The 16,796-nt window shown below is 47.2% G+C and carries 12 protein-coding genes; 4 read left to right on the top strand and 8 right to left on the bottom strand.

Annotation, left to right across the window (positions count from 1 at the left end):
• The first annotated feature begins 3 nt into the window (after window positions 1–3).
• Both ACYQ2L_RS03185 and ACYQ2L_RS03180 read left to right on the top strand, forming a co-directional pair.
• Window positions 4–1,263, top strand: coding sequence for a hypothetical protein (locus tag ACYQ2L_RS03185; protein ID WP_460050966.1), 1,260 nt, complete (start codon window positions 4–6; stop codon window positions 1,261–1,263).
• A gap of 81 nt (window positions 1,264–1,344) precedes the next feature.
• Complete coding sequence (locus ACYQ2L_RS03180; RefSeq protein ID WP_460050964.1) at window positions 1,345–2,451, top strand: ABC transporter ATP-binding protein; 1,107 nt, start codon at window positions 1,345–1,347, stop codon at window positions 2,449–2,451.
• A gap of 94 nt (window positions 2,452–2,545) precedes the next feature.
• On the opposite strand, the gene ACYQ2L_RS03175 is transcribed toward ACYQ2L_RS03180, so the two are convergent.
• Together ACYQ2L_RS03175 and ACYQ2L_RS03170 are read right to left on the bottom strand one after the other, a co-directional pair.
• Entirely contained in the window at window positions 2,546–4,336 is a 1,791-nt protein-coding gene (locus ACYQ2L_RS03175; protein ID WP_460050962.1) for an ABC transporter ATP-binding protein, read from the bottom strand.
• On the bottom strand, window positions 4,333–6,114 hold the full coding sequence (locus ACYQ2L_RS03170) for an ABC transporter ATP-binding protein (RefSeq protein WP_460050960.1): 1,782 nt from the start codon (window positions 6,112–6,114) through the stop codon (window positions 4,333–4,335). The genes ACYQ2L_RS03175 and ACYQ2L_RS03170 overlap by 4 nt, the downstream gene beginning before the upstream one ends.
• A gap of 173 nt (window positions 6,115–6,287) precedes the next feature.
• Here ACYQ2L_RS03170 and ACYQ2L_RS03165 point away from each other — a divergent pair, with 173 nt between their 5' ends.
• Together ACYQ2L_RS03165 and ACYQ2L_RS03160 are read left to right on the top strand one after the other, a co-directional pair.
• Window positions 6,288–8,762: a glycoside hydrolase family 2 protein gene (locus ACYQ2L_RS03165; RefSeq protein ID WP_460050958.1), complete on the top strand. Its 2,475-nt coding sequence runs from the start codon at window positions 6,288–6,290 to the stop codon at window positions 8,760–8,762.
• A gap of 90 nt (window positions 8,763–8,852) precedes the next feature.
• Window positions 8,853–10,049, top strand: a complete 1,197-nt coding sequence (locus ACYQ2L_RS03160) for an ROK family transcriptional regulator (RefSeq protein WP_460050956.1) — start codon at window positions 8,853–8,855, stop codon at window positions 10,047–10,049.
• A gap of 110 nt (window positions 10,050–10,159) precedes the next feature.
• Here ACYQ2L_RS03160 and ACYQ2L_RS03155 read toward each other — a convergent pair whose 3' ends face one another.
• The 6 genes from ACYQ2L_RS03155 to ACYQ2L_RS03130 form a co-directional block, all read right to left on the bottom strand.
• Entirely contained in the window at window positions 10,160–11,281 is a 1,122-nt protein-coding gene (locus ACYQ2L_RS03155) for a carbohydrate ABC transporter permease (protein ID WP_460050954.1), read from the bottom strand.
• Window positions 11,282–12,193: a carbohydrate ABC transporter permease gene (locus ACYQ2L_RS03150; protein WP_460050952.1), complete on the bottom strand. Its 912-nt coding sequence runs from the start codon at window positions 12,191–12,193 to the stop codon at window positions 11,282–11,284.
• A gap of 64 nt (window positions 12,194–12,257) precedes the next feature.
• Window positions 12,258–13,556: an ABC transporter substrate-binding protein gene (locus ACYQ2L_RS03145; RefSeq protein ID WP_460050950.1), complete on the bottom strand. Its 1,299-nt coding sequence runs from the start codon at window positions 13,554–13,556 to the stop codon at window positions 12,258–12,260.
• Between the two features lie 239 nt (window positions 13,557–13,795).
• Window positions 13,796–14,908 carry a FecR family protein gene (locus ACYQ2L_RS03140; RefSeq protein WP_460050948.1) on the bottom strand — a complete coding sequence of 371 codons (1,113 nt, stop codon included), beginning with the start codon at window positions 14,906–14,908 and terminating at the stop codon, window positions 13,796–13,798.
• Window positions 14,901–15,965 carry an SPL family radical SAM protein gene (locus tag ACYQ2L_RS03135; RefSeq protein ID WP_460050946.1) on the bottom strand — a complete coding sequence of 355 codons (1,065 nt, stop codon included), beginning with the start codon at window positions 15,963–15,965 and terminating at the stop codon, window positions 14,901–14,903. Before ACYQ2L_RS03135 ends, ACYQ2L_RS03140 begins: the two co-directional genes overlap by 8 nt.
• Complete coding sequence (locus tag ACYQ2L_RS03130; RefSeq protein ID WP_460050944.1) at window positions 15,943–16,776, bottom strand: hypothetical protein; 834 nt, start codon at window positions 16,774–16,776, stop codon at window positions 15,943–15,945. The genes ACYQ2L_RS03135 and ACYQ2L_RS03130 overlap by 23 nt, the downstream gene beginning before the upstream one ends.
• Window positions 16,777–16,796: the final 20 nt, after the last annotated feature.

Here is a 16,796-nt window from a genome sequence, read left to right as displayed (position 1 = left end):
AGCATGATTCAGAAACGACGATTATGGCTGTTGGCAGCACTGCTCGTGCTGACTGCAGCCCTGTTGATCACAGTCCTTCCAGGAAGGCCTGAGACAGAAACGATCCTGAGAGTGCATACATCGGAAGCGGTTATGCACATATATGCTGAATATTTCAATGCCAGTCAAAGCCGTATTCAGCTAAGAGTGGTAACCCTTCCCGATCCTGCTGCTTACCGGAACTCCTCAGATCCCGCACCGGATTTAATCATACAACAAAACCCTGCAGGGGCTTACAGAAAGAACTGGTTTTCCGCACTTGAACTGGATGTTCCCGACGGGATGTACAGTCAGCTAAAGGAAATCTATCTTGATGAATCCGGCAGAACAATGCTGCCGGTCGCTTTTTCACTGCCTGTCATGGTTTGGCATGGCCAGAAATGGAACAGAGAACCGCCGCTGACAATCGGACTGAATCAGCTTGCTGAACTGAACCGTCTTGAATACGAAACGGTTGCCAACGAACGGCGTTTGACCCGGACAGGGTTTTCTCCGCTGTGGAACAGGAACTTCCCCCTGTGGTACATGCGTTCACAGCTTATAAAGCTGGCTTTCTCCGCGCCTCGCAGCCCCGCATGGCATTCGGATGAAGTGATCGATTCTATTATCGAACTCAGGGACTGGATAGAGCAGTCCGGTTCAGAGATACGTGAACTGAACAGATTCCGCGACACCTATATGTACCCTCCATACTATGCCCTGCTACGACAGGGGCGCATCGACTATTATCCTGTAGACCTGCGTGAATACCAGCGGCTTCCCGGGGATCTCAAACAGGATCTGGATTTTGCCTGGTTCGGCAACCAGGGAAAAATTCCAGTACTACCGAATATGATCTATGCAGCCATACCAGCTGAAAGCAGGCAGAAGAAGGCTGCTGAAGCCTTTCTGAAATGGCTGTCGCTTGAAGACAGTCAGCGTGCCCTTATAGAACACACGATCAGCCAGGGCTTACCGCTCTTCGGTTTGTTCGGTGGCTTATCGGCCATCGTCAAGACAAATGAACAGGCAATTCCTCACTACTTTCCGGAGATGTATGGCAAGGCACCGGTCGCTTCACGTCTGATTTTCCCTCCCTTACTGCCGTCCTACTGGAGAGATCTCGAGAATAATGTACTCGCACCTGCCATAAGGGAAATGCTTGAATCACCACAGGAACCCCGGCAGGAACTTCTCGAATCCCGTATTCAGTCCTGGATCGACGCCCGCGGAGAAGATGAGTAAAAAGCAGTAAATTGAATTTGACAGATCATTGAATCCAGCGTAACATGAGCACATAATATAATCCCTAGATAGGAGGTTTCTATGGCCACAGTTGAGCTCATAAATCTAACAAAGGTCTATGATGGCGGTGTAAAAGCCGTTAAGGAATCGAATTTCATTATTAATGATAAGGAATTCGTCGTATTGGTTGGTCCTTCAGGATGTGGTAAAACCACAACCCTGCGCATGATTGCCGGACTGGAAGAAATTACCGGAGGAGAACTCCGGATCGATGGCGAGCTTGTTAACGAAAAGCCCCCGAAAGACCGGGACATCGCAATGGTTTTCCAGAACTACGCTCTGTATCCACACATGACTGTGTATGACAACATGGCGTTTGGTCTGAAAATCCGCAAATACAACAAGGAAGAAATCAAGAAGCGTGTTGATGAAGCAGCCCGTATTCTGGATATCGGTGAGTTGCTCGAGCGTAAGCCGAAAGCTCTTTCCGGTGGTCAGAGACAGCGTGTTGCTGTTGGCCGTGCAATTGTTCGTAAGCCAAAGGTTTTCCTTTTTGATGAGCCCCTTTCAAACCTTGATGCCAAGCTCCGGGTTCAGATGCGTGCTGAAGTAAGTGCACTGCACACACGTCTTCAGGCTACCATGATCTACGTTACCCACGACCAGGTTGAAGCTATGACCATGGGCGACAAAATCGTTGTTATGAAAGACGGATACATTCAGCAGATTGGTGACCCACTCACACTGTACAACAAGCCGGTTAACCGCTTCGTTGCTGGTTTCATCGGATCTCCTCCAATGAACTTCATGACTGTAAAGGTTACTGAAGACGGTGGAAAGATCAAACTGACAGAAGGCAACTTCTCGGTTATTCTCAAAGGTGAAAAATCAGACCTGGCAAAACCATATGTTGGACAGGATCTCATTATGGGTATTCGTCCTGAAGACCTTGAGTACAATGCTCAGGCTCCAGATGGCGACTGTATCCGTGCAAACGTTGAGGTTATTGAGCCTCTTGGTGCCGAAACACATGTATATGTTAATACCGGCAACCACACAATTATTGCACGTACTGCCCCTACCCTTAAATACGATATTGGTGACGAGCTTCGCTTTGTTCCGAACATGGAGCGAATGGCTCTCTTCGATATCACTACAGAAGAATCACTGGATTACAAGGCAAAATAAAGCCTGGTATGCATTTAAGACCGCCTTTCAGGCGGTCTTTTTTTTGCTCTGCTGCTAAACTAAAAACAGCTTTTTAGAACAGTGTATCCCTCAATCAGACAACACCGTATTGTGTATGAATCAACTGAGCATAATGCCCACCGGTTTCCATGAGTTCATCATGAGACCCGGATTCGTGAATTACCCCTTTATCAATAACCAGAATTTTATCAGCATCACGAATAGTCGACAGGCGATGAGCTATGACAAAAGAAGTTCGCCCCATACAAAGACGCTTCATTGCAGCCTGTACAAGCTCCTCGCTTCGTGAATCCAGATATGCGCTGGCTTCATCGAGAATAAGAATGGAAGGATTTCGTATCAAAGCTCTGGCAAATGCAAGCAGCTGCCTCTGCCCCAGGGAAAGCAGTGCTCCGCGTTCACCTATATCCGTATCATAGCCTTGCGGCATGCCTAATACCATTTCGTGAAAACCTATCTCCTTGACGACCTTCTCGATTTCTTCTCTGGTGGCATCCGGTTTCCCGTAACGTATAGCGTTGCTGATCGTTCCGGAGAACATTCCGGCATCCTGCATTACCAGGGCAATACGGCTGCGGTAGCTTTCCTGTGAGTATTCACGGATATCACAGCCATCCACGAGAATTGCACCATGACCAGGGTCATAAAACCTTGAAAGCAGACTGATAATGGTTGTTTTACCCGATCCGGTTGGGCCAACTACCGCCAGAGTCTGCCCTGCATCGACACAGAACGAGATATCTCTGAGTACTGTCTCTTCCCGGTTATAGGAGAACCATAAATTTCTGAAGACAACATCGCCTCGGAGTTCCTCTACATGTATACTATCAGGAAGATCATTAACCTCCGGTGCAATATCCATCAATTCAAAAACTCTCTCGGCAGATGCCATGGCACGGCTCATCTGATTCAGCATATTGCTCAACTTCTGCATGGGCTGAAAAAATCTGTTGATATAGGAAAGAAAGGCTGCTATGACCCCTATTGTAATTGCCTCATAGTACAGAAGCACACCTCCCCCTCCCAGAACCAGCGCTTTGCCGATCACATTCAGACTCGCGACACTTTGCCAGAAAAAGGCCAACAGCGGATAAAAGCGTTTGGTTTCTGTGAAATAATTCTCATTCACCACGGCGAATGCCTGAATGTTTTCCTCTTCCCTGGAAAATGAACGGATAACCTTGATTCCGGAAATCGATTCATTCAGAAATGCATTCACCAGTGACAATGTCCGTTGTATACCACGGCCGGCATCTATAATCCTGCTTCGAAGAACAAAAACAACCAGGACCAATGCCGGTACGGTAAAAAACAGGATCAGACTCAATCTGGGATCCAGAGAGAACATGGCTACTGTTATACCGAGAATAATCAGAACATCTACCACAATTGTATCCAGTCCGCCCTGAAGCAGTTCCTCCAGAACCTGAACATCGTTGGTCAACCTGCTCATTATCTGGCCGGCTTTATTGGTATCAAAATATTTGAAGGACATATATTGCAGGTGCCGGAACAGGTCTGCCCGTAAGTCGTAAAGGACCCTGTAGCCAATTTTCATCATCAAACGTCCCTGTATGCGCGCACCGACAAACAACAGAAACACAAGAACCGAGAGGATAATTGAAGTCCTCAGCAGGCCCGGCCAGTCCCCTACTGCTATATGATCATCAATACCGATTTTTACAAGAACCGGTATCATCAGACCACAGAGCACATTCACAGCAGCGAAGCTGTACATAACAGCCAATCTAAGCTTATATGGCCTGAGATAAGCCAGGAGACGCTTCAGGAGTGACCAATCGAACTGTGCAGTCTCTTTCTCCTGTGCAATAGCAAGAGCTGCCCGCTTGTTGCCTATACTCATATCGCACTCCCCCTGAAAACAGTCTGTGATTCAAAAATCGACCTGTAAAGCTCGTTATTTTTAAGCAGACCATCGTGAGAATCGATGGCTTTCACTGCTCCGTTATCAAGAACGATGATCCTGTCAGCAAGTGCCAGGGTCGAGATCCTCTGTGCTATAATAATTGTCGTTCTGCCCTGCATGAGCAGTCTGAGCTGCTGCTGGATCTTCCGCTCGGTTAGAGCATCAAGGCTGGAAGTACAGTCATCGAGAATCAATAGTTTCGGATCCTGCAGGAGGGTTCTGGCAATCGCAATCCGCTGCTTCTGACCTCCCGATAAACCGGCCCCGTATTCACCGATCATCGTATCATAGCCTTCCGGCAGTGATTCAATAAAATCATGTATCTGAGCATGCTTTGCGACTTCCTGGATCTCACTCATACTCGCTCCAGGTTTGCCGAAGGCGATATTTTCCGACACAGAGGCTGAAAAAAGAAAAGTCTCCTGCAGCACTGTTCCAATCCGGGAACGGAGATAATGCATGTCCCAGTCTTCGATAGGAGCGTTGTCCAGCTGTATACTGCCGCTATCAGGCATATAGAACCGGGGGATCAGCGAAATCAGGGTACTTTTTCCTGCTCCGGTCAAGCCGAACAAGGCAACATGCTCTCCTGGTTCGATGGTAAATGATACATCACGGAGAATCGGACTCCCGTCTGTATAACTGAATGAAACCTTGTCAAAGCTCAGACGGCCTTCTATGTCTGCAGCAAGTGAGCCGCAGTTAAAACGCTGCTGATCAGGAGAATTCAAAATTTCCAGTATTCTGACAGCAGCGCCCTTCGCCTGGTTTATAAGCGATGTATTGAATGAGAGCAGAAGTACAGGCATGGAAATTACACTCAGATAACCAAAGAAAGCCAAGAGAACACCCAGCGACATTGTGCCTTCGATTACCATATACCCACCGAAGAGTAGAATAAGAAGGGATCCAATCCCATCTGTCAGCAACAGAATAGAGTTCAGATTCACCTGCAAAAGGGCTACAGCTGAATCCTTCTGCAGCATGAGAGAATTCTCGCGGTCAAAGTACTGTATCTCCTGCTTCTCCATAGCAAAGGATTTCACCACCCGGATACCAGCAATATTCTCCTGCAAACGGGTATTCAGGTTTCCCATCTGTTTCTGACGCTGTTTTACAGCCTGTTTCATTACCGCACTGAAATACAGTACAAGCGCGAACATCACCGGCAGTATTCCATACACAAGCAGGGCAAGACGCCAATCCTGCCAGAGCATGAACGCCAGTACAGTTACGGTTACGAGTACGATTCTGATTCGATGTTCAATCCCGAATGCAAAAAAGTTGCGTACGAGCTGCAGATCATAGGTTGCACGGGACATGAGATCGCCGACCTGGGCGGTATCATAAAAGGAAATATCCAGATGCTGAAACTTTTCATACATAGCGTTCCGAATGTTCTTGACTGTACCTTCAGCTGACCTCCAGAAATTCCGGATCATAACATGAGCTACCGCACCGCGGAACACACCAGCAAGAAGAATAATCAGGGTGATCCAGAAGAGCTGTAACAGCATGCCTTCATCACGGATATTCGGAAATATATGATCAGTGGCATAGGCAATTCCAATCGGTATGAGATACATAACCGAATCAAGAAAAAGCATCGATAGAGAGGCAATCATCAGATTAGCTCTGTATTCACGAGAAAACGGCCAGAATTTTTTCAGAATTGAAAACACGATACCCTCTTTGTAAATATTGATCAGGATCATGCCAGCATATATGAAAGAACCTGTAGATTAAACCGGTATTCCTGAAAAAATTCAGATATGGAGAAACCGGATTTGAAGAAATCCTTTTACTGCACATAGGATTTTTCATTTTAATAAACTATACTGTAAGAATATATCATTATATTTTCCATGTAACAGCAGCAGGAGGCGGTATGAAGGTTCACTCTCTATCTCTGAACGGCACAGGCTGGAGCTTACAGAGCCCGGCTTTATCCCAAACCATTAATGCAGCAGTACCGGGATCACTATTCACAGCCGTCCTGGATGCCGGAATACTTCCTGATCCTTTTTATGGAAAGAATGATCTTCAATATGCAGAACTTGCCGAACAGGGATGCTCCTTTACCAGAAAATTCAACTATGATCTTCCAGAGACTCAGAAACACACTGACCTGAATCATTTTCTTGTGCTGTCTTCTGTCGATACCATCTGCCGCGTGATTCTTAACGGTCAGGAATGTGCAGCTTTGAGCAACATGCACCGGGAACACCGAATAGATATCACCAGGGTGCTGAAAAATGGAGCAAATACCCTCGAACTTCATTTTTCCTCAGCAAGTGACTTCTATCGAAAGAAAAACAGTGAATCTCCCTTGTGGAATGCCCATCACAGCCTCCAGGGTGTTGGCCATCTGAGAAAATCATATTTCATGTCCGGATGGGACTGGGGCCCAACACTGCCTGATATGGGCCCGGCAGGATCAATTGAAATCGAGACCTGTGCCGGTGCAGCGCTGCAGGACGTGCACCTTCGTCAGGTACACAGCAAGGACACAGCAGTACTTCATTTTGATTTCACAATGGACCGCAATACTTTCTCTGACGATCAGATAATAATAACTGTCTATAAGCCGGGCGGAAAAAAGCTGCAGACTATCGAGCAGAGAATCCACACTGATCGAGGGCGATTATCTTTCCTTGTCATGAATCCCCGGCTTTGGTGGCCTAACGGTATGGGAGAACAGGTTTTATACCGAGCAGAAATTGAACACAGAAACAGCTTCGGCAGCAGCCGCATGGAGATGAAATTTGGTATCCGCACCATATCTCTGGTTACTGAACCTGATAAGTGGGGCAGCAGCTTTTATTTTCGGATTAACGGCAGGGATATATTCGCCAGAGGGGGAAACTACGTTCCCCAGGACAATCTCATTACAAGAATAAACGGAGACAGGATAACAGAACTACTCGAGGACTGCCGCAGAGCAAATCATAATATGATCAGAATATGGGGAGGCGGCATTTACCTGGATGACTTTTTCTACGAGGAATGCACCCGCCTTGGACTGCTCGTCTGGCAGGATTTCATGCTTGCCTGTTCTGCTCATGAACTAACTGAAGAATTCACGTTTGAGTTCCTGAAGGAGACCGAGTACCAGGTCCGAAGACTCAGAAATCATAGTTCACTTGCTCTCTGGTGTGGAAACAATGAGATGGAGGCTGCATATGATCACTGGGATATCCCAAAAACCGAGAAACTCACACAGCATTATCTGAGCTTGTTTGAAATAAGGATTCCTGAAATCGTTCATGCTCTGGATCCGGACAGACAGTACTGGCCATCCTCTCCTTCATCCTACGGAGGGATTATCCAGGCACAGAGCCCCAACCACGGCGATGTTCACGACTGGCAGGTATGGCATGGACGTCAGCCCTTCAGCTGGTTTTCTACACAGTTCCATCGTTTTCTGTCAGAATTCGGAATGCAGTCATTTCCATCTATGGATACGGTACGAAAATTTGCCGACATTACAGAACAGCAACTCCACTCAGATGTAATGGATCACCATCAGAAAAACGATGCCGGCAACGAATTAATCCAGCATTATACCAGAGAATACATCGGTGAACCCGGCCAATTCCCCCACCTTGTATATGCATCTCAACTTATGCAGGCAGAAGGTATCGGGGAAGCTATAAGACATTTTCGCATGAACTCACCTCGCTGCATGGGAACCATTTACTGGCAGCTGAATGATTCATGGCCGGGACCATCATGGTCAGGAATAGATTATTACGGACTATGGAAACCTCTGCATTATGCGACACGTTCAATCTTTGCTCCTGTTATTCTTGACTGCAGTATTTCCGGTAGAAAAATCAATACAGTATTACTCAGCGACTCTGCTGTTAAAGATATGTATTCTGTAGTCCTGTCCTGCATACACAGCAGCGGAAAGCTGCTTGAAAGCTTTGAATTCAAAGGCCTCGAAATTGACGGTAGTGGAATGAATACAATCAGGCTGCAGGCGGTTAAGCTGCCCAAGGGATTCAATATCGATAACAGCTGTATTCATATGCAGCTGTTCAGAAAAGGAAAGCTCGAGTGGTCATCCAGCAAATTCTTCTGCAACCCACGACAGTTCAAGTGGGAGACACCACGCTATGAACTGAAAATCAACAGGAACCTCAAGGGTATTCCTCAGCTATCAGTCAAGGCACAGAACCTTATCTGCAGAGCATGGATCGAAATAGACGGAAAGCCGCTGCCGAATGGAGAAGCGAATTTTGAAACCCTGAGTCCGATCCATGAAATTACAGCTTTGATGCCGGAACAGACAGATGAGAAATCAAGAATTCAGCTGCTATCACTGAATGATCTTGTTCTACAGTCTACGGGGCATTGAACAATGCAGGTGTTTTTCAGGCCACGAGCTGCTGTATTGATTGTCCGGCGCTTAGTTTGTACAATTCAGATATAATACAGGAGAATAGAGATGCTCAGCAGCAGGCAGACACAGAACAAACTGAATCTAGCACGGATTCTCCATCTGATCTGGAAAGAGCAGGCTATCAGCCGCACGGAAATAGCACGATGCCTGCAGCTGGATAAATCCACAATAACCAATGCCAGTAATAAACTTCTTGATCTTGGCCTGATAGAAGAATGGAAACAGGGAAATTCAGCACCAGGCGCAGGAAGAAAGCCAACCTTGATCAGAATAAAAACAGGATTCGGCAGTATTCTAGGTATTGAGTTCAGACCGGAATCATATCAGGCTGTTTTCACAAATCTCCGTGGTGAAATACTACATTCCCAAAGCGGCAAACATCATATAAGCAGAGAGAATCTGCTGCCTGAGCTTTCAGAACTGATAGGAAAACTCTGCAGAGAAGTCAAAGAGGTGTCTGTACCTGTTGCAGCAGTTGGAGTAGGTCTTTCGGGTATTATTGATACCCGGAAGGGCAGCATACGGTATTCCATTCCTCTCCAGATTCACTCAGAGCTGAATCTAACAGACAGTCTAATAAAGACCCATGGCATCCCGGTTATTGTTGAAAACGATGCTAATGCCTGTGCCTGGGCAGAACTCAACAATGCACAGGAAGGAAACACCGGTAATTTCATGGCTGTTCTCGGCGAAACCCCGGGTGTTCAGATTGGTCAGACTCCCCCTGTGGTAGATGCTTTCTCCGTGGGTATAGGACTTGCGCTTCAGGGACAGATATACCATGGACCGGATTATTTTGCCGGGGAGTTCCGCAGTATATTCTGGAATGGTGAACCAGATGCCCAGTTCTCTGTTCACAAAAAGGATCTGCAGGATTTCCACAGCAACAAGGAGATTCGAACCAGGACCTTTACCGAACTTTCACGGCAGATATCCTTGATTATCAATACTTTCAATGTAAATGGTCTGTATATCTGCGGAGGACTGGAAGGATTTTCGGAAGAAATTATTCCGGTGCTTCGGCATTGCATAGAAGAAAACTGGTCATATCAACCGCAGATTCCCCGGAAAGTAAGTATAAGCAATTCAAGTTATGCAGAAAAAGCAGTAGCAGTCGGTGCTGCCAACCTTGTGCTTCACTCCTTGTTCGGAGTTCCTGATTATCTACATGCAGACGGAGGATTGATCGGGAAAATAAGGGATCGTCTTCTGGAACACATGGCTCACCTGACCAATACATAAGGACCAATACATAAAACGGGATTTCACAAACCGTGAAATCCCGCAGTTATCTATAGATATTGATAGCTATCGTTGGCAGCTGTTACCGGCAACCTTCAGATCAGGATTATCTAACCCTTAACGGCACCTGCCACAACACCTTGTGTTATTTTGCTATGAAAAGAGAAATACACAACCATAACAGGAAGTGCGGCGATCACCAGGGCAGCCAACTGCCAGCCAAGCTGTGCACTTGTCTGACTCGAGAAAGAATACACCCCGACGGGAAGAGAGACGGTTGCGCTCGAACTTGCGAGCACCAGTACCAGCAGAAACTCATTCCAGATACCGAGAGCACTGATTATCGAGACCGTAACTATTACCGGGGTAGTCATTGGAACTACGATTCCAAGAAACATTCGCCAGACAGTAGCACCATCCATATAGGCAGACTCAATGAGGCTGTCAGGTATTCCTTTAATAAACTGGCTGCACAACATCACCGCCAGCGGGAGTCCGAAGGCTGTATAGACCATAATAATCCCGAGATGCGTATCAGTTAAGCCTATAGATGACAGCATCAAAAACAGGGGAATAATCACCGAGTTTATACTGATCAGATATCCCAGACCGATAAGCACCGCAACCAAAGTACTCAGTTTTTTCAGCCCGAGCTTGGTAATTGCAAAACCTATCATAAGGCTGAACAACACAATCAGGAACGTGGATCCCGCTGAATAAATAATACTATTCAGAAACTTCTGCCCCATTGTTCCCCGCTGCCAGGCATTTATATAGTTATAGAAAAACATACGGAAACGGATATTCCGCTGCATGTGCCCCGGCAGATCCTGAACAAGAAGAGTATCGCCCGGCTGCATGGATGCCAGATGTGGAGGTAGTTCTTCCTTTAAAAGGAAAAACACCAGCAGCCTGCGGGCCGGAGCGATACTCGTGGATTCAATTATCAAGCGCTCCCTTGTATCAACATTCGGGTTGTACGGGAGTCTTACATTCAGACTGCGCTCAATAGCAACAAATTCATGTTCACCGGAACTTACGAGCACATTGGGGAGCTTGAACATGTCTCTTGTGAGTTCCTCGTTTGTCTTGAAGGAAGAATATCCCATCCAGAGGAGCGGAAGTATGGTTATTAACGCCCATCCAATAAAGACTGCATATGAAGCAGTTTGTGCAAGCATATCTAAAAAAGTCTGTGCAGGTTTTTTTGCTTCAACTACTGTTGTTTTCATTTAAAATTCCTCTCCTGCCCTGAATTTCTTGTTAACAAGATTACTGATTAGAATCAGAGCAATACTGATTACAACTATTGCATTCGAGATCGCTGACCCGTATGCAAACCTCATTGTGTTCGTGTAATCCTGGAAGGCAGTCTGGTACATATAAATCGGCAGTACCATTGCATTATTTCGCTGCAGACCCTGAGTAGTCAGGGAGAAGATCAGCTCGAAGCCTTTAAGGGAACCAGCTATTGCAAGTATAGATGTGACAAGCAGAGTTCCTGATAATTGAGGCACAATTACCTTGGTGAAGATCTGCGGCTCACTGGCCCCGTCGATCATTGCAGCTTCAACCATACCAACATCGAGCTTCTGAAGATTTGCCATAAAAATCACCAGGTAAAAACCGGTGTAGACCCATATAAGGGCAAAACCTATGGGAATCATTACTGTCTCGGCACGGAGCATCATTGTAAACTGAGCTCTTGGATCCCCGGAAAAGAACTGAAGAAGTCCTGCTACAGGACCATTTGCCATAAACATCCGCCGCCAGAGCAGTCCGATGACTATCATTGACAGAAAATGCGGCAGGAACACCATTGACTGGAAAAAATTCCGGGCTTTTACTTTTTCCCGGTACAATATATAAGCCAGAATAAAACCAATCGGAATCTGACCGAAAACTGACACAGCAACTACAAACATATTGTTGCGGAAAGCATGCCAGAACATTGGATCAACCAGCATGCGCCGGTAATGCATGAGTCCTACGAAATTCCATTCACCGCCTCGATTTGGATTGTAATCACTTAGGCTCAGCCAGATGGAGTGTATTATGGGGTAAGCGACAATCAGCAGGTACAGGGACAATCCAGGTACTACCAGCCAGAAAAACGCTGCCAGATTTCTTTTATTTTGTTGCACGTATTAACTCCTCAAAAAAAGCGGCAGGGAGAGCAAGCCCTCCCTGCCGCAACCAGGCAAATGCTTAGTTGTTCAACAGGTTCTGAACCTGCTCAGCAACCCGCGCTGGAGTCGATGCTCCGGACGCGATCTGCTGCATGCCTGCATTCAGTGCTTCGTTTGCAGCACCGGCAAGATATGCATCAATTACATCAGTTTCCATTGAGGCGTTCTGAGCCAGTTCAACCTTACGTCGGTTAATCTGGGAAAGCTCAGCAGGAACCTGAAAATCCTTGAGGATCGGGGCTACGATAGCTCCGTCAAGCAGTCTCTGGGTTGTTTCGGGATGGCTGTAGAAGTACTGGATAAAGCGTAATGCTGCATCGCGTACTGCTGGATCCTGTGATCCCTTTGCGGTAATACCATAGCCAACCTGGATTGCTGCAGCTACAGATTTTGCTGTAGCAGGGCTTTCACCAGGAAGAGCTGGAAGCGGCATAAGAACAGTATTGTTGGCAACAGCCGGGTTTGCAGAAGAAATATCGCCTGCAATCCACTGACCCTGGATCATTGCAAGAGCCTGTTCGTTGGTATACTTGGCCACATTTGCACCATAGTCTACCAGAACTGAATCAGAAGCAAGAACGCCATCCTTGATCATGCGGTCAACCCATGCAAGTGAATCAACAAATACCTTATCGGTAAACTTGTGCTCACCAGCAACAGCCTTGCTCACCCAGTTCGGATCACCGGAAAGTCGGGCGATAATAGTTGACATGAAACAGCTGCCCCATGCCCAACCATCAGCACCGTTGATAGAAATTACATCCAGACCCGCTGCTCGTGCAGCAGGAACTATAGCTACCCATTCCTCGTAAGTTGTTGGAACTTCATAGCCGAGTGATTTCACCAGGGCTTCATTGACATAGAGTACGGTTGTGATATTACCGGTTCCCAGAGGAATCTGAACAACTTCGCCGTTCGGACCCATCGGAGGAATCAGGCTCATATCATAGAAAGAATCATCGATCCATGCGCGGTGATCAACCTGCTGCCCTGCTTCCTGCCATGGCAGTCCCCAGCGTGCATCAGCTCCCATATACGCAAGATCCGGAACATTTCCAGCTGCCAGACGGGCTGTAACCTTCTGGTGATAAGCCTCATCATAAAGCAGTTCATACTGGATTTTCACATCGGGGTTTGCTGCTTCGAATTCTTCTACTATCCGAACCCAGTTTACGCCTTCTGCATTTGAGTTGTCACCATAAGCCATAGTATCAACTACAACCCGGCCAGATGCAGACTCCTGCCTTCCGCCGGCAAATGCCATACCGGCTACCAGCAACAGAACAATCGCAATTGATGCAATCCTTCTCATTTTCATATGTACCTCCTTACAGTACGTGGGGGTATGCAGGGGTTTTCAGTCTTGCATACCCACTTGCCTAACTCCAACCAAAACTGTAGACAGAATTGGTTGGAAATCGCAATTAATTAATCAACCTTTTAATTGGAACAATCAACTAATTGATCACTAATAAATACCACGCCTTTGGATTACTGTCAAACTATTTTTGTTGGAAAAATGAATTAATTTGATTTCAGTCATGAACAACAGGCTGCCTAGAACGGCAGCCGTCCATTATTTCGATCTGCATACAAGCGCATGATATACCGAAGCATATTCAGCCGCTCTGCGATCACCCTGGCATCAGAATCAAAATCAGCATAGAACTCCGAAGCGCCTTTAACTGAGTGAAGCATGGACGCCTCCTCCAGAATGTCGCGGAGTTCAACGGCACGGTAATATGTCCGTTCAAAGATTACCAGGTGCGCGGTCATCCGCATAAGCGGGCCGGCCAGAGCTGATTTCTGCCGCAGCTGATCTGCCATGCGGGACTGACGCCCTTGTTTGTCTTCCAGTATCCAGAGATCGATGATATCCTGGTGCTCCATCAAATCACGAAAGCGCTGATTGAATTCAGTCAAGCCGTCATAGTATCTTCCAGAAAAGAAATCAATCGCTGATTCGGGCTTTGCAAGCAGAACCTCAAGTCGCTGTTCCTTCCATCGACTGCGAAACTCGTCTTCATGTCCGCGCTCCACCTGTAAGGCCCTGAAACCATTGACTACAGTGAACTCTACTACCTGTCCCGGAACCGCGACAATACTTTGTCCGTCCTGACTGGTTACCTCCACTCTGCCAGTTAATGTACTGACCAGGTATTCGCCTTGTGCAGAGGTATCAACAGAAAAGGATGTTCCGCGGACCCCCATAACAGCACCAGCTGTGTGGACCGAGAACCCACGTCCCCGAGGCAGTCTGCTGATATCGAAACTGCTGCTGCCCCGCAGAATATGCACCGCGGATTCATGACTCCCGGCATCGAAAGCAAGGTAGAATTCGCTGGAAGGATGCACAGTCATTCTACCCTGTGCCTGAAGATCCGGAGACAGTTCCAGTTCAAGCAGAGAACTGCGATCTGTTCTGATAAGGTCCAGATTATACAAGTCCTGGCCGAACTCGATTTCACCCGCCACCTGCCTGCCTTCACGGACAAGCTGAGGGCTGCCCTCCAGAAACATTGTGGTGGCTACGGCTTTCTGAGCTGTTGAAGCTGGAAGCTGTGCAGTAAACACTGCAATCAGGACAGCTGCCAGCAATACAGTCCGGCACAATTGTCCGTCCAGTTTCCGGTAGATGCTCCCATTACAGTTTAATTGCGATTTATCCACGATCTAGCCTCCTGCCGATAAATATATCACGTAATGCAGGAATGTCATCCGGCAAGTACGAAAAAACCTTTTTCCAGACGGCCTGACTCTCCATGCACAGATACAAGGGGTAATCCGGAAACAGAATGTCAGCCACACTGCGGTATAACTCTACCCGCAGGGGCTGCAGATAGCGAAGTTTTCCATCCGCAGAAGGAACGAATTCATCATACAGATACGGACGGTCTGCGACCTGTTTACGGAGATTTGGTGTAAAACGGACACTCCCCAGACTGATCCAGGCGACGCTCTCCGGAGAAAAGCTACGTAAACTCAGTGCGAGATCTCGGTAGCAGGAGTGCCAGTCACCTTGCCGTATCATTGGGTCGAAGTGAAAGGCTACCCTGTATCCCGCTTCAACGGCCTTCCTTGCAGCTTTCAACCGCCGTTCAAGTGATACTGCATCGCCTTCTTCACTGCGGATAATCTCAGGAGGGTTTACTGAAAATCCAATCACCGCGTTGCCTTTCGGCTGTATGTCCAGGAGGTGATCAACAAAATCAGTCTTGGTCTTCATTTCAAAGTGCACATTTGGCAACTTGGCTGCGGCCTGAATATATGCATCTGAAATACCTGTCAGTGGATCGAGCTGCAGTGAATCACCTACCTCACCTGTACCAAGACGTAAAACCGGCATTCCGGAAGCAGCTGCCTGCATCGAGCGAATTCCCGGACCCGGATCAACCTGGACGACAAGTGGACTGAAATTTAGATAACTCTGCATTATGCAGTATGAGCATCCCAGACTGCACCCGATAAAAGCATCCAGGGTATGATAATTGCAGCACTCATGAACCCTGGTCCCGGGGCAGCTGGTCAATGGTTCTCCACGCACCGTCTGCAGCAGAAGTGACCTCTCATTCCGGAATTCTTCGGGGATATCCTGTGCTGAATTTACACAGCTCCAGGGAAGTCCTCCCAGCTGCTCGGCGACATTCCTGAATGCGGCAAAGTTCTCGGACTCCGGTGTGAAATAAATCCTGTCGATTATATGTTTATAATAAGTCGAGGTACTCATCCAAATTCTCCCGAAGAGCTGACAGAATACTGATTTGTTCTTCCAGCTCTTCTTTTGACCGAACCTGACAGCGAATGTTGACGCTATCGCCTTCCAGATTCTCCGGAAGCTCGATTTTCAGCCGTGATGACCCGGAATCCCTGTCCTGCAATTCTGCAGCTCTCTGTAATCGTGCCGTCAGTTCTGGATAGCGGATGATCTTCAACAATTCCTGAGGCTTTTCGGCAGACTGTATTTTATCAACCAGCAGGGCCGCCTCAGCAGAATCAACTGAATCCCTTTTAACAATCTCGGCCAGCCAGGTAAGCATGATTCTGCTGCTGCTGAAACCCGGATTTCTCTCCAGTACAGCCTGGATCAGTATTTCAGGCAGGTCTGCTGCAGCCTGCGCAGTACGAACATCGCACAAGCCGCTGTTCACAGCTTGTCTGAGCAGTTCAGGAAGTATCCGATAGCGGGATACATGTGAACGGAAACTGCCTTTCCGCTGCACTACAGGATCAAGCAGGGATTTTTCCTCTTCAGATAGATCATATTGATTGATCAGCTTGTCAAGACGATCCATTTCCACAAAACTGTATTGGTCACAGCGATTTTCATGCATAAGCAAAGCCCTGAACGTAGCAAACCAGCTGCAGCCCTCTAAATTATAGACTGGCAACAGGATATCCGGATCAATTCCGGCTGCTGTTTCTATGACATCAAATCCCCAGACAAGAATTTCATCACGGAAAAGCACGGGAGGATACACTCCGGTATCTGCATAATCACTGGTATTGTTGTGAGTAGTCCGCTCGAATATTCTGAACATTATGGACTTCCGGATGACAG

This window comes from Spirochaeta dissipatitropha (assembly GCF_054657935.1).
This window is presented reverse-complemented; position numbering and strand designations above follow the sequence as displayed.